This is a genomic window from Thermobacillus sp. ZCTH02-B1 (genome assembly GCF_002159085.1).
GTDB lineage: Bacteria > Bacillota > Bacilli > Paenibacillales > Paenibacillaceae > Thermobacillus.
This window is the reverse complement of the sequence record NZ_LZRU01000012.1, coordinates 345262-368386: the sequence shown is the minus strand read 5'-3', so window position 1 is coordinate 368386 and position 23125 is coordinate 345262. Positions and strand designations below refer to the sequence as shown.

The 23125-nt window shown below is 66.1% G+C and carries 18 protein-coding genes, 1 pseudogene and 1 riboswitch; of the genes and pseudogenes, 9 read left to right on the top strand and 10 right to left on the bottom strand.

Annotated features, from left to right (window positions below; genetic code table 11):
- Positions 1–92 precede the first annotated feature (92 nt).
- The 6 genes from A9Z00_RS06595 to A9Z00_RS06570 all read left to right on the top strand — a co-directional run bounded on the left by A9Z00_RS06595 (position 93) and on the right by A9Z00_RS06570 (position 5104).
- The gene (locus tag A9Z00_RS06595; protein WP_296975364.1) at positions 93–1598 is read left to right on the top strand and encodes a bifunctional metallophosphatase/5'-nucleotidase; all 1506 of its coding nucleotides are present in this window, start codon (positions 93–95) and stop codon (positions 1596–1598) included.
- Between the two features lie 24 nt (positions 1599–1622).
- Positions 1623–2771, top strand: coding sequence for a radical SAM/CxCxxxxC motif protein YfkAB (gene yfkAB, locus A9Z00_RS06590; RefSeq protein ID WP_296975363.1), 1149 nt, complete (start codon positions 1623–1625; stop codon positions 2769–2771).
- A 62-nt stretch (positions 2772–2833) separates the two neighbouring features.
- On the top strand, positions 2834–3874 hold the full coding sequence (gene ytvI / locus A9Z00_RS06585) for a sporulation integral membrane protein YtvI (protein ID WP_296975362.1): 1041 nt from the start codon (positions 2834–2836) through the stop codon (positions 3872–3874).
- A gap of 92 nt (positions 3875–3966) precedes the next feature.
- A complete protein-coding gene (locus tag A9Z00_RS06580) occupies positions 3967–4224 on the top strand; it encodes a hypothetical protein (protein WP_296975361.1) in 258 nt (85 codons plus the stop codon).
- Between the two features lie 46 nt (positions 4225–4270).
- Positions 4271–4373: riboswitch (guanidine-I (ykkC/yxkD leader) on the top strand.
- 72 nt (positions 4374–4445) lie between these two features.
- Entirely contained in the window at positions 4446–4793 is a 348-nt protein-coding gene (locus A9Z00_RS06575) for a DMT family transporter (RefSeq protein WP_296975360.1), read from the top strand.
- Entirely contained in the window at positions 4790–5104 is a 315-nt protein-coding gene (locus A9Z00_RS06570; protein ID WP_296975359.1) for a DMT family transporter, read from the top strand. Before A9Z00_RS06575 ends, A9Z00_RS06570 begins: the two co-directional genes overlap by 4 nt.
- 17 nt (positions 5105–5121) lie before the next feature.
- Here the strand turns inward: A9Z00_RS06570 and A9Z00_RS06565 are convergent.
- The 6 genes and pseudogenes from A9Z00_RS06565 to A9Z00_RS06540 all read right to left on the bottom strand — a co-directional run.
- Positions 5122–5482, bottom strand: a pseudogene (locus A9Z00_RS06565) (amidohydrolase family protein); the annotation flags it as partial.
- Positions 5483–5759: 277 nt separating this feature from the next.
- Positions 5760–7121 (bottom strand): YheC/YheD family endospore coat-associated protein, encoded by a 1362-nt coding sequence (locus tag A9Z00_RS06560; protein ID WP_296975358.1) that lies wholly within the window; start codon positions 7119–7121, stop codon positions 5760–5762.
- Between the two features lie 145 nt (positions 7122–7266).
- Positions 7267–8430 (bottom strand): YheC/YheD family endospore coat-associated protein, encoded by a 1164-nt coding sequence (locus tag A9Z00_RS06555; RefSeq protein WP_296975357.1) that lies wholly within the window; start codon positions 8428–8430, stop codon positions 7267–7269.
- Entirely contained in the window at positions 8427–9797 is a 1371-nt protein-coding gene (locus A9Z00_RS06550; RefSeq protein ID WP_296975356.1) for a YheC/YheD family endospore coat-associated protein, read from the bottom strand. The genes A9Z00_RS06555 and A9Z00_RS06550 overlap by 4 nt, the downstream gene beginning before the upstream one ends.
- An 18-nt stretch (positions 9798–9815) precedes the next feature.
- Positions 9816–11174, bottom strand: coding sequence for a YheC/YheD family protein (locus tag A9Z00_RS06545; protein ID WP_296975355.1), 1359 nt, complete (start codon positions 11172–11174; stop codon positions 9816–9818).
- Positions 11149–12513, bottom strand: a complete 1365-nt coding sequence (locus tag A9Z00_RS06540) for a YheC/YheD family endospore coat-associated protein (RefSeq protein WP_296975354.1) — start codon at positions 12511–12513, stop codon at positions 11149–11151. The genes A9Z00_RS06545 and A9Z00_RS06540 overlap by 26 nt, the downstream gene beginning before the upstream one ends.
- Before the next feature lie 145 nt (positions 12514–12658).
- Here A9Z00_RS06540 and A9Z00_RS06535 point away from each other — a divergent pair, with 145 nt between their 5' ends.
- Positions 12659–13828, top strand: a complete 1170-nt coding sequence (locus A9Z00_RS06535) for a DUF445 family protein (protein ID WP_296975353.1) — start codon at positions 12659–12661, stop codon at positions 13826–13828.
- Positions 13829–13960: 132 nt separating this feature from the next.
- Here the strand turns inward: A9Z00_RS06535 and A9Z00_RS06530 are convergent, their stop codons facing one another.
- The gene (locus A9Z00_RS06530; protein ID WP_296975352.1) at positions 13961–15373 is read right to left on the bottom strand and encodes a sensor histidine kinase; all 1413 of its coding nucleotides are present in this window, start codon (positions 15371–15373) and stop codon (positions 13961–13963) included.
- A 133-nt stretch (positions 15374–15506) separates the two neighbouring features.
- Here A9Z00_RS06530 and A9Z00_RS06525 point away from each other — a divergent pair, with 133 nt between their 5' ends.
- Positions 15507–16847: a DRTGG domain-containing protein gene (locus A9Z00_RS06525; protein ID WP_296975351.1), complete on the top strand. Its 1341-nt coding sequence runs from the start codon at positions 15507–15509 to the stop codon at positions 16845–16847.
- Between the two features lie 260 nt (positions 16848–17107).
- Here A9Z00_RS06525 and A9Z00_RS06520 read toward each other — a convergent pair whose 3' ends face one another.
- The 3 genes from A9Z00_RS06520 to A9Z00_RS06510 form a co-directional block, all read right to left on the bottom strand.
- Positions 17108–17431 carry a YtpI family protein gene (locus A9Z00_RS06520; RefSeq protein WP_296975350.1) on the bottom strand — a complete coding sequence of 108 codons (324 nt, stop codon included), beginning with the start codon at positions 17429–17431 and terminating at the stop codon, positions 17108–17110.
- Between the two features lie 496 nt (positions 17432–17927).
- Complete coding sequence (locus A9Z00_RS06515; protein ID WP_296975349.1) at positions 17928–18437, bottom strand: sporulation membrane protein YtrI; 510 nt, start codon at positions 18435–18437, stop codon at positions 17928–17930.
- A 3-nt stretch (positions 18438–18440) separates the two neighbouring features.
- A complete protein-coding gene (locus tag A9Z00_RS06510) occupies positions 18441–18767 on the bottom strand; it encodes a YtrH family sporulation protein (RefSeq protein ID WP_296975348.1) in 327 nt (108 codons plus the stop codon).
- 112 nt (positions 18768–18879) lie between these two features.
- On the opposite strand from A9Z00_RS06510, the gene A9Z00_RS06505 reads away from it, so the two are divergent.
- A complete protein-coding gene (locus A9Z00_RS06505) occupies positions 18880–22620 on the top strand; it encodes a DNA polymerase III subunit alpha (protein ID WP_296975347.1) in 3741 nt (1246 codons plus the stop codon).
- Positions 22621–23125: the final 505 nt, after the last annotated feature.

Here is a 23125-nt window from a genome sequence, read left to right as displayed (position 1 = left end):
TGCGTGTTGGATATGGAATTAGCATATCATATTCATAGGAGAAGTGATAAACTAGAAAGCACAAACCTTTCGCGGGGAAGGATTCATGCCCGATGCGCGCTGACGGCCTTGAAGCACCCGGCCGGGTGGTGCTGCTGCACAGCAACGATCTGCACAGCCGGCTGGAACAGTATGCGAAGATTTCGTCCATCATCGCGGAGGAGCGGGCCCGGTTCGGTGCGGACCGGGTGCTCGTGCTCGACGTGGGCGACCATATGGACCGGATGCGGAAGGAGACGGAGGGAACGGGCGGCCGGGTCAACATGGCGCTGCTGAACGAGGCGGCCGTCGACGCGGTGACGCTGGGGAACAACGAAGGCCTGTCCTGGACGATGGAGACGCTCGATGAACTGTACGGCGTGCACGCGCGATTTCCGGTCGTGTGTGCGAACATGGTCCGCGAGTCGGACGGCGGCCGGCCGTCCTGGATGCATTCGTCCGTCCTCGTGCGGAAGGGCGGCGTCACGTTCGGCATCACGGGTGCGACGGCCGCGTTCCGCGAGTTCTACCGCGAGCTCGGCTGGCGGATGCTCGATCCGGTCGAAGCGGTGGCCGGGGAGGTGCGCCGGCTCCGGCCGGCGGCGGACATCGTCGTCGTCCTCTCCCATCTCGGCCTGCCGATGGACCGGCAGCTCGCGGAGGAGATCGAAGGCATCGATCTCATCCTCGGCGGCCACACCCATCACCTGCTGGAAGAGCCGCTTGTCATCGGGCGGACGACCGTTCTCGCCGCCGGGAAGTTCGGCGGCTGGCTGGGGCGGGTCGAGATCGGGCGGCGCGCGGACGGACCCGGGTTCGACATTCGCGCCTCCGTCGTTTCCGTGGATGACGCGGACGAGTGTCCCGCGGCGGCCGGCCTGATCGCCCGCGGACTCGCCGAGGCCGAGGCCGCGCTGAGCCGCGTCGAAGCGGTGCTGTCCGCGCCGCTCGAGGCGTTCGACGACCGGGAGTCGCCGCTCGCGAATCTGCTGGCCGCGGCGTTGCGCCGCCACACCGGTGCGGAGATCGGCCTCGTGAACGCGGGGCAGCTGCTCGGCGGCCTCCCGGCGGGCAGCGTGACGACAGGGCTGCTGCACGCGATCTGTCCGTCACCGATCAATCCGTGCCGGATGACGCTGACCGGCCGTGACATCCGGCAGGCGCTGGAAGAAGCGCTGCTCGACGACTGGATCCGGCGCCCGATCCGGGGATTCGGATTCCGCGGCGAGCGGCTCGGCACGCTGGCCGTGGACGGGCTCACGATCGTCTATGATCCGGACGGCCCGCCGTTCGGCAAGCTGCGCGAGGTGACCGCGGAAGACGGACCGCTCGAAGACGACCGGCCGTACACGGTCGGCACGATCGACATGTTCACGTTCGGCGTCGGCTACGAATCGCTGAAGCACGGCACGGACATCCGGCTCTATCTGCCCGAATTCATCCGCGACCTGCTTGCGGCCGCGCTCGCGGACGGCTCGTTCGTCGCGGATGCCCGCCGCAGCCGATGGATCGCCCTGTCCGGCGGGGAGCATTTGCAAGCTGGGCTGCACGAACATTACAATAAATATATTGAATTCTGACAGATTACGACGCAGGAGCTGACCATGAGCCTCAATGCCGAATCATTGTCGGCACGCCGGTCCGGACTGCCGGAGCTGTCGCCGGAATACGATCCGTGGGATCCGATCCGGTCGCTCCGCCGGTACGGAAGGCATGTGCTGACCAGCGTGGAATTGACCGTATCCCATCTGTGCAACATGCGCTGCGAGCATTGCGCCGTCGGACATACGCTGGTGACGGTCGAACCGGAGAAACTGCCGCTCGATCTCATCCTGAGGCGGCTCGATGAAGTCGAACACCTCGAGACGATCAGCATCACCGGCGGAGAGCCGACCTTCTCGGAGAAGACGGTGCGCGAATTTATCATTCCGCTGTTGAAATACGCGCGCAGCCGCAACCTCCGCTCGCAGCTCAACTCCAACCTGACGCTCGACTACGGTCGGTACGAGATGATCGCCCCCTGGCTCGATGTCATGCATATTACCTACAATTATACGTCGGTGGAGGAGTTTCACCGTATCACGTTCGGCGCTGCGCCGAATCCGCCTTCGCTGGAGGCGGCCGCGCGGCTGTACGAGCGGATGGTGGACAACGCGCAGCGTCTGGCGAAGGGCGGCCTGTTCGTGTCCGCCGAGTCGATGATCAATTACCGGACGCATCGGGACATCGTGCGCATCCACCGCGACGTCGTCGAGATGGGCTGCCGCCGTCACGAAGTCCATCCGATGTATCCGAGCTCGTTCGCGAAATCGCTGCCGATGCTCTCGAAGGCCGAGATGATGGCCGCGATCGAACGGCTGATCGAGCACCGGGATCCGAATGTCTGGATGCTGTTCGGGACGCTGCCGTTCTACCGCTGCAGCCCGGATCCGGAAGAACGGAGGCTGGCGCGTCTGCTCACCGAAACGGAAGGCGTCACGGTGCGCAACGATCCGGACGGCCGGAACCGGCTCAACGTGAACGTATTCACGGGCGACGTCTTCGTGACCGATTTCGCGGACGTGCCGCCGTTCGGCAATATCCGCGAGGAGCGGCTGGACGACATTTTCGAAAGATGGCTGGACGGTCCGCTCGCCCGCAGCGTGAATTGCCACTGCCCGGAAGTCGGATGCTGCGGACCGAATCTGCTCGTCAAGTCGATGTATTACGCCGATGTCGATTTCACCGCCCGCAGGGCCATCGCGGACGCGTAAACGCGAGCGTATCCGGCAAGCGGCAACGGAATTTACCGATGAAAGCGAGGCGATGAATGGACATGCCGATCCGCACCCTGATCATGATGGCCCTCGGGCTCGGGCTGCTGTATCTGCTGTTTACGGTCGGTGCTCCGTTTCTGCTCGCCTTGGTCGTGGCGATCTTCATCGAGCCGCTCACCGCGTTCCTCATCCGGGTATCCCGGGGCAAGCTCAACCGGGTGGCGGCCGGGACGATCTCGAGCACGGTGTTCACCATCGTGCTGCTCGGCCTGATCGCCCTGCTCGGCGCGCGCATCGTGAGCGAACTGGTCGCGTTCTGGAACCGGGTGCCCGAATTCGTGGGCAATCTGAACCTGTACTTCCAGGATGCGCTGAACAACGCGCGATCGCTGTACCAGCACCTGCCGCCGGATTCGGCCGCCCAGCTCGAGAATTGGCTGATGGGCCTGTCCGGCACCTTGACGCAGGCGGCGACGAGCCTGTCCCGCGTCTTCATCAGTCTGGCGGGCGAAATCCCGAACCTGTTCATCTTCTTCATCGTCTTCCTGGTCGCCGTCTACATGTTCAGCTACAGCCTGCCGACGATGAAGGCGTCGTTCCTTTCGATCTTCGCCGAGGAATCGCGCAAGCAGGTGGAGGAAGTGCTGGACAGCCTCCGCCGGTCGATCTTCGGCTTTCTGCGTTCGCAGCTGATCCTGAGCGCGCTGACGTACGTCATTACCCTGAGCGGATTCCTGCTGCTCGGCATCAAATATCCGATGGCGATCGCCCTGCTCGTCGTCATCGTCGACATCATGCCGATTCTCGGCACCGGCTCGGTGCTCGTGCCCTGGGCGACCTATCTGATTCTCATGAACGGCGACTGGTACACGGGGATCGGCCTGATCGTGCTGTTCCTTTTCATTACGGTCTTCCGCCGCATCATCGAGCCGAAGGTGCTCGGCGATTCCGTCGGCATCAGCGCCCTCGCCGCGCTGATCAGCCTCTACGTCGGCCTGAAGCTCGCCGGCGTCGTCGGCGTGTTCCTCGGTCCGCTCGTCGTCATCATCTTCATGGCGGCGCGCAAGGCCGGACTGTTCCAGCTCAAAATCCGACTGTAACCGTCCAAAACCCCGAGGCCCTTGTCCGAACCGGGACGATTCCCGCGGACAAGGGCCGCATTCACACGGACGCGATCCGGGAGGAGACCGCATTGACCGTTCTGGTGATCATCGTCGTCTGCCTTGCCGTCTGCTACGGCCTTTACCTCGGCTGCCCGGCTTCCTTCGCCTACCGCATTCAGCTTCTGGGCATTCAGCTGACTCTGCTCGGCATCTTCTTTCTTCTGTGCCGGTGGATGGAGAAAGCGGAGGTTTTCGCGTATCTGGCGTTCGCCGCGGTTTTATTCGGCACACTCCTGACCGTCCTGTTCACGTTCAAGAAAAATGGCCGGCGTTCGGAAAACCATTGACAGCCGAAGCCGGCCGTGATAGCATGACTTGAGCAGACAACCGAACAGGCACGTTTCCTAGGGTTCCGCGGCGGATGACGGCCGGTCTGGTCCGAGAGGAAACGCGCGGGAGATGTCCGCGAACACGGAGGGACAAAAGCCCGGGAGGAATATCCGAGATATTCTTCACGGGCTTTTCACTTTGCGAATGCCCGATTGCACGAACCGGGAGGGATCGGTGGATGAACAGGCACTGGATGCTCGTCTTCATCGCGGCGGCATGCGAAATCGGCTGGGTCACCGGCCTGAAATACGCGGATTCGGCATGGCAGCGCGCCCTGACGATCGCCGCGATCCTGTTGAGCTTCGCGCTTCTAATCCGTTCGGGGAAGAAGCTGCCCGCCGCGACCGCGTACGCCGTATTTGTCGGTTTGGGAACGGCGGGAACCGTCGTCACGGAGACGCTGTTCTTCGGCGTGCCGTTCAGCCCGGTGAAGGCGGCGCTGATCGCGTCGCTGCTCGTCGGGATCATCGGCCTGAAAATCGTGACGCCGCCGGGAGACGGACCGGAGCGGAGGGAAAGCCGGTGAGCTGGGCGGCGCTCATCCTGGCCGGCTGCTTCGAGATGGTCGGCGTCATCGGCATCGGCATGGTGAACCGGAAGCCTTCGGTACGCTCATTCCTGGTCCTGGCTGTTGGCTTCCTGCTCAGCTTTGTGCTGCTTGCGCGGGCGATGAACGACATCCCGATGGGAACGGCCTACGCGGTCTGGACGGGAATCGGGACCGCCGGCAGCGCCCTGGCGGGCATGATCTGGTTCGGCGAGCCGCGGGACCGGCGCAGAATCTTCTTCATTTTTCTGATCGTCGCGTCCGTCATCGGCCTGAAGCTGGCGGAATAGGCGTCCACCGCTTCCGGTCAAAGTCCCTCCGTGATCCGTCGCGCCCGCCGGGACGCCTGTTCCAGCAGCTCGTCTTCGTCGATCACGAGCAGGCGGCGCCCGCGCATCAGCACCCGGCCGTTCACGATCACCGTGTCGACGTCCGCGCCGGTCGCGCTGCATGCGAGCAGGGACGGGAGGTTGTGGACGTGCTGAAGATGCGGTTTGCGCAGATCGATCAACAGGATGTCCGCCTTCTTGCCGGCTTCCAGCGTCCCGACTTCATGCGCGATTCCGAGCAGCGCCGCGCCGTCCGTGCCGATCCCGACCGTGACGCCCTGTGCGGTCAGATCCCGACACCGGCGCGATGCCGCAGCCGGGCTTCAGGTTGCTGACCGGTACCATCTCGGGCTGTTCGAGCGGCTGCATGTGCTGCTCGCGCACGCGGTGCACCTGAACCGGCACGACATCGGGCTCCTGCGCGGCATGCGGAGCGGCGTCACGCACAAGCCGTGCCCGCGCGCCCGCACGGCCCGGAATGAAGGAGAACGGACCGCCGGGAACGGTAAACCACGGTTCCGAACGGGAAAGCCCGGGGAATCCGGGCGTTCCGCCAATCCGGAACGTCTGGATTCCCCGGGCTTTGCCTGCAGCGCCCGTGATCGGGATGACGGAATCATCCCGATTTTTTTTCATGCTCTTCCTGTACGCCGCACGGGATGGCGGAGGACCGACGCATGCCGGTCAGGCCCGCCGCATCGGACCGCGTCCGCGCCGCAGCGCCGCCCACCGCCCGAACCGCCGCGCGACCGGCCGTTCGAAGCACCTTTCCGCCGGTCTTCCGTCCGACCGTCCGTGCGGGAGAGAGGCCGGATGCCCCGCCCGCCGATCCGGTCGTTTTGCGCCCGACGGTCCTTCCGGAGTTCCGGCGCCGGCGCAGCCGGTTCCGGTACAGCCACAGCGCGTACTGCAGCGGCCGGATGAGCGCCAGCCGGTACGCCTCCTGCTCGCCGGCCCGGCGGAACACGTCGCGCGCCGGTTTCGGATTCACCTCGAGCAGCCAGAACCGGCCGTCCCGGTCGATCGCGAGATCCAGCGCCAGCTCGCACAGCGGGCCGTAGCATTCCTCGAGATAACCGGCGACCTCGACGCCGAACCGGCCGATGCTCTCCTGCACCTCCCGCGCCTTCTCCTCGTTGCCGAGCCAGCCGGGCAGCACGGCGTCGAGCCGCGCCGCCTGCCCGCCGCCGTGCAGATTGCTCGTCACGCTGCCGGGCGGCCCGATCCGCACGGCGCATCCGGTGACGCTCCACTCGCCTTGCCCGTCCTTTTGCACGAGCAGCCGGTAATCGTGGACCCGTCCGTTCGGAAGCCGGATCCGGATGCCCTGCTGCACGAGATATTTGCGCCCGCGCAAATCCCAGGCCTTGAGCTTCTCCGCCAGCCGCTCCGGCCGGACGCGCATCGGGCGGATGATGCGCCGGTAATGGTCGCGCCCCTGAACGATCAGGGTGCCGCCCGAAGCCGCGCGCCGGATGCTCAGGATGCCGCGGCCTCCGGTGCCGCCCGCAGGCTTCAGATAGAGCAGCGGATGGCGCTTCAGCATCGCGGTGATATCCCGGCTGCTCTCGTAGAGCCGCGTCTGGGGCAGATGGTCGCGGAACCTGGCGTCGCGCAGGAGCGTCCGGTAGACCGACCATTTGTTGCCGATCGGCCGGTTCAGGAACAGCAGGTGCCCGTAACGGGCGCGGAAGATTTTGAGCCGCTCGAAGCGAGGGCTTTGCTGGATCCGGCAACGGTCGAAAATCATCTGCGGCAGAGCGGTCCATATCCGCTGCCACGAACCGGATTCCGGCACGTACCGCTGGGCGTGGACCCGGTTCGTCGCGTATTGGACGTCGTCCGGCGTGAACACGATCAGATCGAGGCCGAGCTTGCGCGCGGCCAGCGTCATTTTCCGGTACACGTCGCGCTCTTCGAGCAGCCCGCGGTCGTTCAGGTAGAGGGTCAAAATGCCGAGGACCGGTCTAACCGCCATGTCAGGGCTCCCCCTCCCGTTCGGACCGCCGGCCGGGAGGATTCGCGTCCTTTGCGCCTTCGCGGGATGCCGCGGCGAACGCCGGACGGCCGCCCGCGGCGCAGCAAACGGACGAGCGGCGGCACGAAGCGGATGATTGCCTCCATCAGACCACACCCGCCTTTTTCCTCTTCTTTTGCCGGAGCAGGAAGCGGCTGTACTGGAAAATGCGCTCGAGCGACTTCTGCCGGATGTGCGGCTCGTCGAATTTCATCGGCTTCGAATTCGCCTCGAAGAACCAGATGTTCCCCTGCTTGTCGACGCCGAGATCCATCGACATTTCGCCGAGCTCGTGGCCGGACGCCCGTTCGATCTGGCGCGCGATGAGCAGCGCGGCGCTCTTCACCTTCGCGAGAATCTTGCGCGCCTGTTCGGGGCCGAACGAGCCGACCAGCAGCTTCTCGGGCTCCTCGATGCTGCCGCCGCGCGGCACGTGGGTCGTGATGCTCCTCGATCCCGCGAGGCGCGCGCCGATGCCGCTGATGTCCCATTGGCCGCGTTGGTTTTTCTGGATCAGGACGCGCAGATCGAATTGCCGGTCGGCATAGGCGGCCAGCTCGATGCCCTGCTGTGCGATGTACCGCTCGCCCCGGCTCTGCTTCCGGATCCGGTTCCAGAGTCCGTCGAACGTGCCGCAGCGGAACGTCCGGCTCCGCTTCTTCTGCTGCAGCTTGAGCCGGTAGGGAAGCTGCTTCTCCTTGTACAGCCTGACGGACATGATGCCGACGCCCGCCTTGCCGCTGACCGGCTTCAGATACAGGAACGGGTGCTTTTTGAGCATGCGGCGGAGGCTCTCGCGGCTGGCGAGCCGCCGCGTCACCGGAATGTACGGGCGGGTCGTCTTCGACATGCTGAGCCATTCGAACAGGCTCCATTTGTTGAAGAACGAGGGGTTGAACAGCCGGATGTGCGGATGTTTGAGGCATGCCGCGATTTTGCGCCGCACCGCGGGCTTCATTTCGTCCTCGCGCATCGGCACCCGGTTGTAGACGATGTCCGGAAGCGGAAAAAGACCTTTCTTCCACGTCTGCGTCGATTCGTCGAACGTGTAGCCGACCACGCGCGGTTTCGTCAGCCTGAGCTGGCTCACGGTCACGACGTAGGTCGTGAAACCGTGTTCCCGGCCGGTCCGGATCAGATCGGCGAAGTTGCTCCGGTTGCCCCGGAAGAGCTGCACGTCGTCGTCGATCGTCAGGATGGCGAACACCGGGCGCTTCGCCGTCGTGTCCGCGGCCGTCTGCTTCCGGTCGTCATCGGGATGATGCATCATGACTCCCTCCTCCTGAAGCGGGCCAGATACAGGCAATGTTCGAGAATGCATTCCAGGGATTGGCGACCCTGGGATTTCAGCGCCGGATGCTTGAAGATCGAGCGGCCGGGCTTCGCGTTCGCCTCGAACATCCAGACGTTGCCGTCCCGGTCGATGCCGATGTCGAGTCCGAGTTCGCCGAGCATGTGCGGATAGTTGCGCTCGATCGCCTCGGACAGCTTGACGGCGACCTTCTTCGCGTTCTCGAGCACCTCGCCGGCCCGCTCGCCGAACGTCCGGCTGAGCGCCTGCTCGGGCGTCAAGAGCGAGCCGCCGTTCCGGATGTGCGTCGTGACGCTGCCGCGCCCGGCCTTCTTCGCGCCGATGCCGACGGGAACCCATTTGTTTTCGCCGTTCTTGTGCATGTGGAAGCGGAAATCGATCGGGCACCCGTCGATTTCGACGAGCCGGATGCCCTGCTGGATGACGTAGCGGGACAGGGCGCTGCCGTGCCGCGCCTGCAGCATGCGCATCAGGGAGCGGAAGTTCGGAAACCGGAGCAAAACGTTGCGGCCGTTGCGCCGGTACCTGGCGTAATAGCCGCGCTTCGGATGGTAGGTCAGCCGGTAGATGCCGGCGCCGAGGCTTCCGGCCGTCGGCTTGAAATAGACGAATTGGTGCTTCTCGATCATCTCCCGGATCTTTTCCGGCGTCGGTCCGGACACCGATTCCGGCAGATGCTTCTCCCCGTCGGGATCGCCCCGCAGGAGGTCATAGACGTCCGATTTGTTGAAAAAACTCCAGTTGAAGAACGGGATGTTCCTGCGCACGAACCGCTCCCGGAGCCCGGTGATCGAGGACGTCGTCTCGGCCCGCCGGCTCGGCAGCCGGTTGTAGACGACGTCGGGCAGCGGCACCTTCCGGCGGATCCAGTTGCCCTTCGGGCCCAGGAACCAGCCGTTCACCTGCTCGTTCTGCCAGTCGATGTCGCGCGGCGTGAACGCGAAGAAATAGGCCTTCTTGCCGCCGACCGCGAGCAGCTCCCGGATGAACGGCGTCCGGGAGCCGAACGGCATGGAGGCGGTGCGGACGGCCGAATCCGTGAGGACGCCGATGAGCGGGCCGATCCGGACTTCGTCGTTCACGTTCTGGATATAGACGCTGCCCGTCTTCGGCACGCCGATCAGCTGGCGGAGTCCGGCCGACAGGTAGAGGGTCTTTCCTTCCCTTCGCAGCGGGCGCAGGGCGGCCATCGCGCGCTCTCCGCCCAGCTTGAGCAGGATCCGCTTTTTGCCGGTCAGCTTGAGCTGCCGGAGCAGCGCTCCGGTGGCATACACGATCCGGTCGGCTTGCCCCGAGAAGCGGACGTTGCAATTCGTCAGACTCATGGTTGAACCTCCTGCGTGTCAGCCGTAAAGTGGGCGGTCGTTCCGTGCATGCGGCGCTTCCGCCGCAGGTCCCCGGGGCGCGGGCCGGCGGCGGGCTTCCGTTCGCCCCGTCGTCCCGCCTGCCGCCGGTCTCCCCGACGCCGGAGTGTCCGCCGCAGCCCCGCAAGCCGTCGGCCCATATGCCGCCGCACTGCCGGCCGCGAACCTTCCCGCGGCCGGCCTGCCCGCCGCCATCAGGCGGAGGGCATAGGCGACGGTCCGCTTCGCGGCGAGCCGCTCTCCCTCCGCGTCGCCGATCGCCGCGAAGATCGCGCGGCCGGGCTTTCCGTTGAGCTCCAGCAGCCACAGCCTGCCGTCCGGCTCGATGCCGAAGTCGGCCCCGATCTCGGCCTGGCGGCCGAACGCGCGCTCGGCCTCCCGGGCGGCGAGCAGCGCGGCGCGCTTCGCCCTCGCGAGCACCGCGGCCGCCCGGTCGCCGAGCATCTCCGCGAGGTACGGGAGGGGGGCGCGCGCCTTGCCGCCGCCGTGCAGGTTGCTCGCCGCCGCTCCCGGCCGGCCGATCCGGACGGCGGTGCAGGATACGACCCATCGCCCGGCGCCGTCCTTCTGCGCGAACACGCGAAGGTCGAACGGTTCATCCGCCGGCGTCCTCAGATTGAGCAGCGGCTGCACGAGATAGGACCGGCCGCGGACGATTGCCGCCGCGGCCCGGGCGAGCCGTTCCTCGGGCACGCGCAGTGCATACGGCCGGTTCCGCATCGACCGTCCCGCGATCCGGATGGCGCCGCCCGGTTCGGGGCGCAGGGAGAGCGCGCCGCGGCCCTGCATGCCGGCGGCCGGCTTGAGGAACAAGCCGGCCGGATGCGTCCGGAGCATACCGGCGAGCCGCCGGACGTTCAGACGGGCCGTGGGCGGCAGCAGCGAAGCGAGCAGCGGGTTGCGCCCGAGCGCCGCGAGCACCCGCGCCTTGCCCGGCAGCGCGCGCCCGAGCGGCACCGCGCCGTGCGCGTGCAGGATGCGGACGGCGCGGACGCCCGCCCGGAGCTCCGCCGGATCGCGCGGAAACCGCCGGTCGAAGTAGACCGGCGGCGCGGGCGCTTCGGCGGGCGTCCAGACGCCGCCTTCGAGCGTCCAGCCGCGCACGGACGCGCGGCCGCCCCCTTCACGAACGCCCGCGGGGGAGAACGCGATCACGCGCACTCCCAGGCCGGCCCCGGCCTCCGCCAGCATCCGGCAGAGCCGGTCCTCCGGCAGCCGGTCGCCGGACGGTTCCCGGCTCATCAGCACGCCGAACAGGCGGTCTTCCTCCGGCCGGAGACCGCCAATCGGCGGGCCTGCGCGGTTCGCCCGCTCACAGACCGGCCAGGTAGCGCGCATAGCGCAGCATCACCCGCACGGACGGCCGGATGCCCGTTGCGGACAGCGGAGTGTTGTCGTTCTTGGACGGCTTGCTGTTCACTTCCAGCAGCCAGACGCGCCCGTTCGTGTCGAGCGCGAGATCGATGCCGAGCTCGCCGAAATGGGCCGGGATCTGCGCGTCGACCCCGGCCGCGATCTGGAGCGCGGCGGACCGCAGGCGCGCCGGGGCATCCTGGCGGCCGGCCGCGAGGTTCGACTTCGCGATCGCTTCCCTCACCGTGCTGAGCGTTCCGCCCCGCGCGATGTTCGAGACGAAATGCTGGCTACCCGCGATCCGCGCCACGATCGACGTGACGATCCATTGGCCGGAGCCGTTCTTTTGCACGAGCGCCCGGAAATCGATCGGCCGGCCCTGCGATTCGATCAGATGGAGCCCCTGCTGGATCAGGTAGCGGCCCGACCGGAGCCTGCCGGAGAGCGAGGCGTACAGCTTCTGCAGCGTCGGAAACTGCTGCCGTTTCGTGCCGAGCGTGGTCGCGTGGTGCGCGGCGTAGCCCCCCGAAGGCAGGCGGACGATGCGGATGATCCCCTTGCCGAGGCTGCCGCGGACCGGCTTCAGGAACACCGTCGCATAGCGTGAACACATCGCTTGCAGCATCGGAAAGCCGGTGAAAGAATGGGATTCGGGCAAGAATCGTCCGAGCGCGGGCTGTTTGCGGAGCGCGTTGAACACTTCCGACTTGTCGAGGAATTTCTCGTTGAACACCTGCGTGCCGAAGCGCGATTTTACTTCCCTGAAGAAATGTTGTACGCTGGTCTTGTTCTCCAGCTTGCGCGTCGTCAGGCGGTTGTTGACGACGTCCGGCGCGGGCGCCTTCACGCGGCGCCATCCGTCGGCCCAGACCCACGCGTCGAGCCGGGAGACGCTGCTTCCCAGCATCGCCGGCGTCAGAACATACACCGCGCCTCCCAGCAGTTTCGCCGCGTCCACGAGCTCCCGGCAGAAGCCGGTGATCGCGCCGAACGGCCGATCGGGATGGTGCGGGTAGTCCCGGCTGATCAGCACGCCGACAAGCGGGCCGAGCACGAGTTCGCGGGCGCCGCGGCGGTAGCGCATGCGGAGGGTGCAGGGCGCGTGCAGGCCGAGCCGGCTGGCCAGCGCCTGGCTGATGCGCATGCCGTCGTAGCGCTGGACCGGGATCACCTTCACGTCGCCCCGGAATGCGCCGAACTTGAGCCGGACGGTCTGGCCTTGCGGAATCTGCCACTTCTTGAGATGCGATTCGCCCAGCATGAGCGTATCGTCGGACAGGATGCCGGAGCTGACGATTTGAACGCCGATCTTTGAGCTTTGCATCTCGATCTCCTTTCGTTTCCTGCGCAGACTTCCGGGCCGCCCGCGGCGCAAGCCGGTTGCGGTTCGCGATTACTCCACTATATGAGGACATCTATACGCTGGTGATTGGCCCTTCCGGGCGATCAGGCAAAAGGACGGACCAGGAATGGAGCTTTGGCTTTTCATCACGGTGAACGTATGCGTGGCCGCTTTCATCGGCGCGTTGACGAACCATTTCGCGATCAAAATGCTCTTCCACCCCCGGCGGGCCTGGCGCGTCTTCGGCAGACGGGTGCCGTTCACGCCGGGGCTCATCCCGAAGCGCAAGGACGAGATCGCCGCGGCGCTCGGCGACGTCGTCGCGAAGTATCTCGTGACGGCCGACGGGATCCGGGAATGGCTGCGCGAAGGCGCGATGCGGGAAGCCGCCGTCGCGAAGATCCGCGGCTGGCTCCTCGCGCGCGCCGAAGAGGGGCTGACGGCGGAAGGGCTGGTGCTGCGGTTTGCGGACCGCGTTTCCTGGGAAACGATGCGGACGCGATGGGCGGAGCGGGGGGCGGAACTCGCGGAGCGGTGGATCGAACGGCTCTGGGAGGAAGGCGGCTGGAAGACGAAGACGATCGCGGAGCTGGTGCCGGGCTGGTCCGATGAAGCGGCCGCCCGGTGGGCGGCCGATCTGACGGACTGGCTGGCGGCTTCGCTCGGGGAGGAATTGCGCTCGCTGCGCGGACAGCGGCTGTTGCGCGCAATGATCGACGGGCTGCTGGACCGGACGGGCGGATGGGTCGGCATGCTCGCGGGCATTTTCGTGGATGCGGACAAGGCGGCAGAGAAGCTGGGCGAGGTGCTGGCCGGGCAGCTGGAAAGCGGATCGGTGCGCGGGATCGTGCGGAACTTCATCGAGAAGAAGCTGGCGGAAGCGGGAAATTGGACGCTCGGGGAGGCGGCGGCGCGCCTCGCGGGCACCGACGATCCGCTTCCCTGGCTGAAGGAGCAGGCCAGGCGCCTGCTGCGTCTGGAGGAGCGGATCGCCGGACTGGAGAAGCTGGATGTCGGCGGCCTACTGATCCGCCATGAACCGGCATGGAGCGAGGCGCTGCGGGTTGTCGCCGACGCCGCGTTCGAGCTGCTGGACCGGCGGCTGGAAGCGGTCGTCGCCGCGATTGAACTGCCGCAGCTCGTGCGGAAGCAGGTCGAGAAGTTCCCGGTCGAGCAGGTCGAGCGCATCATCCTGAGCCTCTCGGGACGGGAATTCCGCGCGATCACCTGGCTGGGCGCGCTGCTCGGCGGCCTCATCGGGTTGTTCCAGTCGGTCTTCCTGCGGCTCGTCGGCTGAACAAGGCCGTCCGCGCTCCGGCTTCCCGGGCCGTACCCGTCCGCGGCCCGCGGGGACCGGTCCGCTCCGGAGCGCACGAACGGCCCGCGGCCGGTGTCCGCGGAACGGTCCGGCGCCGGTGCCCGGCCCGGGTCAGCGCCCGGGTTTTCCCCCTGCAGGCGTTGCCGGCGGCCTTCTGCTTTCACTTCGGCATCCGGTTCGCCCCGCTTTCCCTTCGATCGGGATGCGGGCGGTGAAGACGACGCCCCGCCCCGGCCGGAAGCCGACGTGGACATCGCCGCCGTAATGCCGGACGAGTTCGACGACGATCGGCAGACCGAGCCCCTCGTGCCCCTTCTTCTTCGTGCTGTAACCGGGCGTGAAGATCCGCTTTCGCTCGTTCTCCGGAAGCGGATTGCCGGTGTTTGCGACGGTGATGCGCAGCTCGCCGTCAATCTGCCCGATGTCCAGCGTCACGAACCGCTCTTGTTCACTCTGCTTCATCACTTCATCGAAGGCGTTGTCGACCAGGTTGCCCGTGATCCGGACCAGGTCGAGGTTCCGCACCGCCGGCAGGTCCGCCGGCAGTTCCGACAGCCGGTATTCGAACCGGATATGCCGGGACTGGGCGATCGCCTGTTTGGCCATGAGCAGCGATTCGAGCGCCGTGGCCGGAATTTTGTCGGCCAGCCGGTCGACCGACCGGATCTCCCCGACCACTTCCTCCATGTACTGCTGCAGCTGATCGTATTTCTTCATCGTGAGCATCGCGTACATGGTCTGCACGTGATTGACGAAATCGTGCCGCTGCCCGCGGATCGTCGTGATCATCTTCATCAGGTCGCCGACGAACGCCTCCTGCGTCGCGCGGACCGCCTCGTCGCGTGCTTGCGCGATCAGCCGCACGGTGAGGAAGGTGAACACGATGACCATCACGATGGCGGCGTAAAACAGAATGCGCGTCTCCTCCGCCAGCCCGTAGGCATACCGCGAGATGAACAGGATGATCAGGGTGAAGCACTGGATGAACGTGAGCACGACATAATGCTGAACGTAGCGGTTGCGCTCCTGAACGAGAAAATGGAGCACGCGCCGCCCGGGCGACCGTCCCGTGCGCTCCATCCCCCATCCGGCCGCCGCCACCAGCAGCAGGCCCGGCCAGTACATGAACAGGAATCGGTGCAGAGGCCAGGTGTTCGGATCGGTCTTGCTCAGGTCCGCTTCAAGGCCCGCGGCGGTAAGATAGACGATCGACGACAGCTCGATCAGGAACGTGAGCAGGCTCATGGCGAGCGAGAGCCAGATGCGCACCTTCCAGGACAGCTCGCGGAAGACGAGCGACAGCACCGAGAAATAGAGCACGGTGCCGACAAACGGCTGGAAGATCGGCGGGACGAGCGACAGGCTGGTGACGATGAGCGCGCCCGACGCGGCGGCCAGCAGGAGCATCCTGGGCAGGAAGCGTTCCGGACGCAGTCCGAAGAACCGGAAGCAGAACCAGGTAACCGCGATGAGCTCCGGTATCGTGACCAAACAGGCGATTTTCAGCAGCAGTTCGAATTTCATGTGACCTCGATCTTCCTCGCGCGCCGGGCCCCGATGCCGGATGCGGTCGAAGCGGATCGGGGAAAACCTTCGATGCGTCGGGTTTCTGGTAAAATGAGAATAACATTTCCGGATGGGCGGAGGGAAGATGATCATGGCGGATTTTCCGCGCGATGAGGCGGCTACGAAGCACGAACGCATTTTGGAATATATCAAGGGGCTCAAGGTGGGGACGCGCCTCTCGGTCCGCTCGCTCGCCCGCAAGCTGAACGTCAGCGAAGGCACGGCGTACCGGGCGCTGAAGGAGGCGGAAAGCGCCGGGTACGTCAGCACGCGCGAACGCGTCGGCACGGTGCGGATCGAGAAGAAGCAAGGCCAGCGGGACGGCCTGCTCACATTCGGCGACGTGGCGGGCATCGTCGAGGGCCAGGTGCTCGGCGGAGCCTCGGGACTCGACAAGCCGCTGCACAAATTCGTCATCGGCGCGATGGAGCTCGACGAGATGGTCCGCTACATCGACGCGGGCAGCCTGCTGATCGTCGGCAACCGTGTGAACGCGCACCGGCGGGCGCTCGAGCGGAACGCGGGGGTGCTGATCACCGGGGGCTTCGGCACCTGCGAGGATGTGATCCGGCTGGCCGACGAGACGGGGCTGCCGGTCATCTCGTGCAGGCACGACACGTTCACGGTCGCCTCGATGATCAACCGGGCGATGTACGACCGGCTGATCACGCGGAAGATCATGCTGCTCGAGGACATCGTCACGACGGACAGCGCGCCGCTGGCCCTGCGGATCGGCGAGACGATCGCCGACTATTTCCGGCTGCGGGAGCGGACGGGGCACACCCGGTTTCCCGTCATCGACGAGCGCGGCCGGGTCGTCGGGATGATGACGGCGCGCGACGCCGAAGGCGCGGAGCCGGGCGAAGCAGTGGAGAAGCGGATGACCCGGCCGCCGGTCACGGCGCACCCGTCGATGCCGGTCGCGGCCGCCGCCCACCGGATGACGATCGAAGGCATCGATCTGCTGCCGATCGTCGACCGGCACCGGCGGCTGCTCGCCGTCGTCAGCCGGTCGGACATCACGCGGGCGATGCAGTTCGCCGGCAAGCAGCAGCCGGGAGAGACGATCGACGATCTGATCTGGAGCGGGTTTGCGGAGGAGAAGCGAACGGAGGATTCGCTGCCGGTCTACGTCGGCAAGATGACGCCGCAGATGGCCGGGCCGGCCGGCACCGTGTCCGAGGGGACGCTGCTGTCGCTGCTTACGCTGGCGGCGAAGCAGACGATCCGCGAGATCGCCCGGCGCGGCCACGTCGTGGAGAGCGTCACGACCTATTTCGTCCGGCCGGTGCAGATCGAGGCGGAGGTCCGGCTCATGCCCCGCCTGCTCGAGCTGAGCCGCCGGTCGGCCAAGGTGGAGATGGAGCTGCACGACGAGCACGGACTGGCCGTCAAGGCACTCGCCGCCGCGCAGATGATCGATCCGCTGTGACGGTCGATTGGCAAGACAAGCACAAAAAAAGCCATCGGCGCTTTCTGGAATCATTATTGGACGCCCTTCTATGGGGGAACTATACAATAAACGGGAACAGGTTGGCCTTCAGGTGATTCATACGGCCCGTATACCGGCAATATTACCGAGCCGACGCATTTTGTTCAATGGATGTGTATTGACGGGAACCCGTAGTCATACCGTTTTTGGGAGTTCGCTGCTGGCGAGTTCCCTTTTTCTTTCATTCAGCAGATGCTGAGTCAGCCCTGTTCGCTGTCCTTCTGTTTCATCGAGCGGAAGACGCTGTGGTTGCGCAACCCGGCGAACAGGTTGAACAGGCCGAGCAGCAGGAAGACGGTGCCGATGATGACCCGAACCGTCGACCCGGGGAACAGCAGCATCTGGATCAGCGCGAGCAGGATGAGCATGACGCCCATGACGATATTCATCCGCGCCTGCAGGATGCCGCGCGTCTTCGGATCGGCGCTGCGCCGGTATCTCAGGCTGTAATAGACGGTCGCTCCGAGCGTGGCGAGTACGCCGATGGCGAGCACCCATTGAAGAACGACATTTTCGATCGGCATGGCGTGGTTCGGCTCCTTTGCATGGCGTGAGGGCTGGCCGCGGGACATGCGGAATCTCGACCGGCCCGTTCCAGTGTGCCTTGCGCCCGCCGGGCGGGTCTGGAACGAAGACAGCCCGTTACAGCGCCGTTCGCCGCTACCGGCTTGCCCGCAACGCGGTTTCTGCGTCGCAGCTTCTCCGGAGTACAGGCGCCCGGCCGTGTTCCGCCGTGTTGAACCGCAATCCCGCGAACACACCAATACTTCCGTCATTGTACCAGACCATGCCGGGATTTGTCATATTGCCGGGGTCATCACGGCCGAGGCTTTTTACGACCTTTGGGCCCCCTGCGGCCCTGTTGCGCCCGTGTTTGACCCCGGCCTTCGCGTCCGCGCCGCCGCCCGGGCTTCCGGTCCGCCGGTCGCGGCTGCGGGAAGCGCCCGCCGCCGCGGCCGCATCGTCATACCCGCTCTCCCCGTCTGTCGCGGCCATGCCGCCGTCACGCCGTCAAGGCGCTTACCCCGGCGGCCGCGGACGCGCCGTCACCCAGACGGTCATCGTGCCTTCCGCAACGAGCACGGTGCGGATCTCGACCAGATACTCGGCATCCTTCAGCCCCTTGTACACCTTGCCGTTCAGCAGCAGCCGCGCGAGCCGCGCCTCCGAGTCGATGTCGTAGATGCTGTGCCCCAGGAAAGCGGCGAGATCGCGCTTGAGCTGCTGCTTCAGCCGCGCCTCGGTCACCGCGTCGAGCGGCTGCGGCGTGCCGTCCGGCCCGCGCCCGGTCTCGATGTGGAGCACGACCGCGCGGATGACCGCGCGGCGATCCCGATCATGCGCGAGCTTCCGGATTTCGAGCTCGTACTCCCCCAGTTTCTCCTCCGTCTCGTGCAGCCGCTCGACGAGCGCGTCGAACTTCGCGGCGTGCAGCCCGTTGTACACCGCGGCGCCCGCGACCATGCCGAGGACGAAAATGCCGAGCGCCGCGCTGAGCCTCCGGAATCGGTAGAAGGGCGGCACCCGCATCCGTCACCAGCCTCCCCGGACGATCCAGCGGACCAGTTCGGTGCCGAGGTGCGCCCCCAGAAATGCGCAGGCGATGAGCAGAATCTGCTGCACGGCCGGCGACAGATGTCCCTCGGTGACATTCGCCTCGATGACGCGCACCGGATCGATCGTGCCGCCGATCGCGACGACGATCGCCCAGATTTTGAGCCGCATGGCCGTATCGAGCATCGTCGAGGCAGGCGGATACGAGACGAACACCGCGCCGATCGAGGCGAGCAACGACCCCCCGATGACGACCCCGAATGCGATGAAGAAGTCGATCACGGCCGTCGACAGAAACGCGATCATGCCGGCACCTCCCCTGTCGGACAGGCCTTTCCCGCTACCCAGTCTATGAGAAGGCCGGACCTTTTTATGATAAAATGAAGCCGTGATTACGCGTACGGAAGGAACGGCGCTTATGGCGAGACCGGATTCGTTCGTTCATCTACACGTGCACAGCGAATACAGCCTGCTCGACGGCGCGGCGCGCATCCGCGGCCTTGTCGACCGGGCGGCCGAGCTCGGCATGAAGGCGCTCGCGCTCACCGATCACGGCGTCATGTACGGCGTGATCCCGTTCTACAAAGCCTGCACCGAACGCGGCATCAAGCCGATCATCGGCTGCGAGGCGTACCTGACGCCGGGCTCCCGCCTGGAAAAAGGATCCCGCCGCGACCATCCGATCCACCACATCACCCTGCTCGCGAAAAACGCCGAAGGCTACCGCAATTTGATGCGCCTCACCACGATCGCCCACCTGGAAGGCTTCCATTACAAACCGCGCATCGATTACGAGGCGCTCGCCGCCCATGCGGACGGGCTGATCGTGCTGAGCGGTTGCCTGAACGGTGAAATTTCGCAGCATCTGCTCCACGGGCGGGACGAGGAGGCGAAGCGGGTCGCGCTCAGGCTGCGGGAGATATTCGGCGAAGATTTCTTTCTCGAGATCCAGGATCACGGCATGCTCGAGCAGAAAAAAGTGGCCGCCGGCCTCGTGCGCCTGTCCGAAGATACCGGCATTCCGCTTGTCGCGACGAACGACGTCCACTATCTGCGGCCGGAGGACGCGGCGCTGCAGGACGTGCTGATTTGCATCGGAACGGGCAAGACGATCGAAGACGAAGACCGCCTGAAGGTCGTGACAAACCAGCATTACCTGAAATCGGCGGCGGAGATGGCAGCGCTGTTCCCGCATCTTACAGAGGCGCTGGAGAACACGGTCCGGATCGCGGAGCGCTGCAACCTGGAGCTGACGTTCGGACGCGCGCATCTGCCGGTCTTCCGGCCGATTCCGGAGGGGATGACGTCCGCCGAATATCTGCGCGTGCTGTGCTTCGAAGGCCTCGCCGCGCGCTTCGGCGGAACGGAGCGGTGGCGCGACCCCGCGTTCCGCGCGGAAGCGGAACGGCGGCTTGCGTACGAGCTGGACGTCATCGAGCGGATGGGGTACAGCGATTATTTTCTGATCGTGTGGGATTTCATCCGGTTCGCCCGCGAGCGGGGCATCCGCACCGGACCGGGCCGCGGTTCCGCCGCGGGCAGCCTTGCCGCCTACACGCTGTTCATCACCGACGTCGATCCGCTCAAGCACAAGCTGCTGTTCGAGCGGTTCCTCAATCCGGAGCGGGTGTCGATGCCGGACATCGACATCGACTTCGACGACGAGCGGCGCGACGAGGTCATCGCCTACGTGACCGCGAAATACGGCGAGGAGCACGTCGCGCAGATCATCACGTTCGGGACGCTGGCCGCGCGGGCGGCCGTGCGCGACGTCGGCCGGGCGCTCGCCGTGCCGTACGCCGAGGTGGACCGCGCGGCGAAGCTGATTCCGAACCAGCCCGGCATGACGCTGGAGAGGGCGCTCGAGGCAAGCCCCGAGTTGCGTGCGCTTTGCGAGAGCAATCCGCGCGTGGACCATCTCGTGAAGACCGCGCTCAAGGTCGAGGGGATGCCGCGGCATGCGTCGACCCACGCGGCCGGTGTCGTCATCTCGCGGGATCCGCTGACGGATCACGTACCGCTCCAGTCCGGCGGCGAGGGGACCGCGCTCACCCAGTATCCGATGGACGCCCTGGAAGCCGTCGGACTGCTCAAAATGGATTTCCTGGGCCTCAGGACGTTGTCCATCATCGAGCGGACGCTGGCCTGGATCCGCAAGCTGTACGGGCAGACGGTCGATTTTCGACGGGTGCGGGACGACGATCCGAAGACGTACGAGATGCTCGCCCGGGGCGAGACGACCGGCGTGTTCCAGCTCGAGTCGGCGGGCATGCGGCGCGTGCTCAGGGATCTCAAGCCGACCGTCTTCGAGGACCTCGTGTCGGTGCTCGCGCTGTACCGGCCGGGCCCGATGGAGTTCATCCCGCAATATATCGCGGGCAAGCACGGACGCATCAAGGTGACGTATCCGCATCCGTCGCTCGAGCCGATTCTTGCCGACACTTACGGCATCATCGTCTACCAGGAGCAGATCATGCAGATCGCCTCGAAGATGGCGGGCTTTTCGCTCGGCGAGGCGGATCTGCTGCGGCGGGCCGTGTCGAAGAAAAAGCGTGAGACCCTGGACAGGGAGCGGGAGCATTTTGTGGCGGGCAGCGTGAAGCAGGGGTACACCGAGGAGGAGGCGAACGCGGTGTACGACATGATCGTCCGGTTCGCGGACTACGGCTTCCCGCGGGCCCACGCCGTCGCCTATGCGGTGCTCGCGTTCCAGACCGCGTATCTCAAGGCGCACTATCCAATCCCGTTCATGGCGTCGATGCTCGCCTCCGTCACCGGCAACCAGCGGAAGACGGCGGAATATGTCGACGAATGCCGGCGGATGGGCATTCCGGTGTTGCCGCCGGACATCGGCGTGAGCGAGGAGTCGTTCACGCCGACGGAGAACGCGATCCGCTTCGGGCTCGGCGCCGTGAAGAACGTCGGCACGCACGCGATCGAGGCGATCAAGGCGGCCCGCGCGGAGCGTCCGTTCGAGAGCCTGCTCGACCTGTGCCGGCGCGTCGACCTTCGGGTCGTGAACAAAAGGGTGCTCGAATCGCTCATCCTTTCCGGCGCCTGCGACGGACTGCCCGGCCATCGGGCGCAGCTTCTCGCCGCGCTCGACGAGACGATCGAGACGGTCGCGAAATGGCGCAAGGAGCGGGAGGAGCTGCAAATTGAGCTGTTCGGCATCGAGGAAGTGAACAACTGGGACGTCGAGCTGCCGGAGGTGAAGCCCTATACCCGGGGACAGCAGCTCGAGTTCGAGCGCGAGCTGCTCGGCATCTACCTGTCCGGCCATCCGCTCGACGAGCGGGAGGCGGAGCTCGAGCGGCTCGGCGTCGAGCGGCTGTACGAGCTGGCCGACGCGCCGGACGGCGCGATGGTCGTGACGGCGGCGCTGATCGTCTCGGTGAAGCCGTTCACCAGCCGCAAGGGGCAGCAGATGGGCTTCCTCGAGCTGGAGGACCGGATCGCGCGCGTGGAGGCGGTCGTCTTCCAGAGCGTGTGGAAGCGGAGCATTTTCTGGCTGGAAAAAGGGAAGCTCGCGCTGGTGCTCGCGGTTGTGCAGCAGCAGGAGGAAGACTTCAAACTGGTCGTCGAGGATATCGTGCCGATGGACGGGCCGAATCTGGCTCCCCATGTCCGGCGGATGCGCGAACGGGCGGGCGCGCGCGCCCGGCGGCCCGCGCCCGGCGGCATCGGTGCCAGACCCGTCATGTATCGCGGAGTTCCGGATGCTGACGGCGTACATGGCGTACATCCGGAACCGTCCCTCGCCACCCGATCGCCGTCCGCCCGGTCCGGCGCATTCGCGGCGTCATCCCCCCATGTTGAGGGGCCGGCCGGTTCCGGTGCACCCTCCGCGGCTTCCACAGGAGCTTCTCCGCGCGCGGAGGCTTCGGCCGGCGCCGCCTTCGCGCCGCCCGCGGTCCGGCGGACCGTCCGCGAGCAGCGGGTGTTCATCCGCATACCGGCGGACCGCGAGCAGCCGGGTGTTCTGCACGAACTGCGCCGGCTGCTGGACGGGCATCCGGGCCCGCTGCGCACGGTGCTTTATTACGAGCGGGACCACCGGACGATCGAACTGGGCGAGAGCGTCCGCGTCAAGCCGTCCCGCGAGCTGTTCGCCGCGATCGGGCGGCTGCTCGGCGAAGGCACGGCCGTCGTGAAATAGCAACTAGCGGGCGCGCCGGAGCGGAGAAGCGGCGTCCATATTCGCATGTAACGGTCCCGCGAACCGTTATCGCGCCGCATCGCCCCGCCCGTTCGGCTGTTAACGGTCCTGTGGACCGTTATTCGTCTCGTTCGGGCGGGTCAGGTCCGTCCGGAGGTGCCGTTAACGGTCTCGCAGACCGTTATCGCGCCTCGTGGCCCCACTCGTGCGGCCGTTAACGGTCTCGCGGACCGTTATTCGTTCCATCCGGGCGGGTCAGGTCCGTCCGGAGGTGCCGTTAACGGTCTCGCAGACCGTTATCGCGCTTCGTGGCCCCGCTCGTGCGGCCGTTAACGGTCCCTCGGACCGTTATCGCACCGCGTCGCCCCTCCCGTACGGCCCGTCAACGGTCTCGCGGACCGTTGTTTCTCCTCCGCCAACACGGCCTCGATTCAAAGGGAACATTCGCGCGGGCGCCTGCATATCGTTAAGAGACCAGGGTGCCCGCCATGAGGCGCGCATCCCG

Excerpts from the sequence above, each read along its gene's own strand:
- A9Z00_RS06595 (WP_296975364.1), top strand. The coding sequence starts at position 93 with ATGCGCGCTGACGGCCTTGAAGCACCCGGCCGGGTGGTGCTGCTGCAC.
- yfkAB (WP_296975363.1), top strand. The coding sequence starts at position 1,623 with ATGAGCCTCAATGCCGAATCATTGTCGGCACGCCGGTCCGGACTGCCG.
- ytvI (WP_296975362.1), top strand. The coding sequence starts at position 2,834 with ATGCCGATCCGCACCCTGATCATGATGGCCCTCGGGCTCGGGCTGCTG.
- A9Z00_RS06575 (WP_296975360.1), top strand. The coding sequence starts at position 4,446 with ATGAACAGGCACTGGATGCTCGTCTTCATCGCGGCGGCATGCGAAATC.
- A9Z00_RS06560 (WP_296975358.1), bottom strand. The coding sequence starts at position 7,121 with ATGGCGGTTAGACCGGTCCTCGGCATTTTGACCCTCTACCTGAACGAC.
- A9Z00_RS06555 (WP_296975357.1), bottom strand. The coding sequence starts at position 8,430 with ATGATGCATCATCCCGATGACGACCGGAAGCAGACGGCCGCGGACACG.
- A9Z00_RS06550 (WP_296975356.1), bottom strand. The coding sequence starts at position 9,797 with ATGAGTCTGACGAATTGCAACGTCCGCTTCTCGGGGCAAGCCGACCGG.
- A9Z00_RS06545 (WP_296975355.1), bottom strand. The coding sequence starts at position 11,174 with ATGCGCGCTACCTGGCCGGTCTGTGAGCGGGCGAACCGCGCAGGCCCG.
- A9Z00_RS06540 (WP_296975354.1), bottom strand. The coding sequence starts at position 12,513 with ATGCAAAGCTCAAAGATCGGCGTTCAAATCGTCAGCTCCGGCATCCTG.
- A9Z00_RS06535 (WP_296975353.1), top strand. The coding sequence starts at position 12,659 with ATGGAGCTTTGGCTTTTCATCACGGTGAACGTATGCGTGGCCGCTTTC.
- A9Z00_RS06530 (WP_296975352.1), bottom strand. The coding sequence starts at position 15,373 with ATGAAATTCGAACTGCTGCTGAAAATCGCCTGTTTGGTCACGATACCG.
- A9Z00_RS06525 (WP_296975351.1), top strand. The coding sequence starts at position 15,507 with ATGGCGGATTTTCCGCGCGATGAGGCGGCTACGAAGCACGAACGCATT.
- A9Z00_RS06520 (WP_296975350.1), bottom strand. The coding sequence starts at position 17,431 with ATGCCGATCGAAAATGTCGTTCTTCAATGGGTGCTCGCCATCGGCGTA.
- A9Z00_RS06515 (WP_296975349.1), bottom strand. The coding sequence starts at position 18,437 with ATGCGGGTGCCGCCCTTCTACCGATTCCGGAGGCTCAGCGCGGCGCTC.
- A9Z00_RS06510 (WP_296975348.1), bottom strand. The coding sequence starts at position 18,767 with ATGATCGCGTTTCTGTCGACGGCCGTGATCGACTTCTTCATCGCATTC.
- A9Z00_RS06505 (WP_296975347.1), top strand. The coding sequence starts at position 18,880 with ATGGCGAGACCGGATTCGTTCGTTCATCTACACGTGCACAGCGAATAC.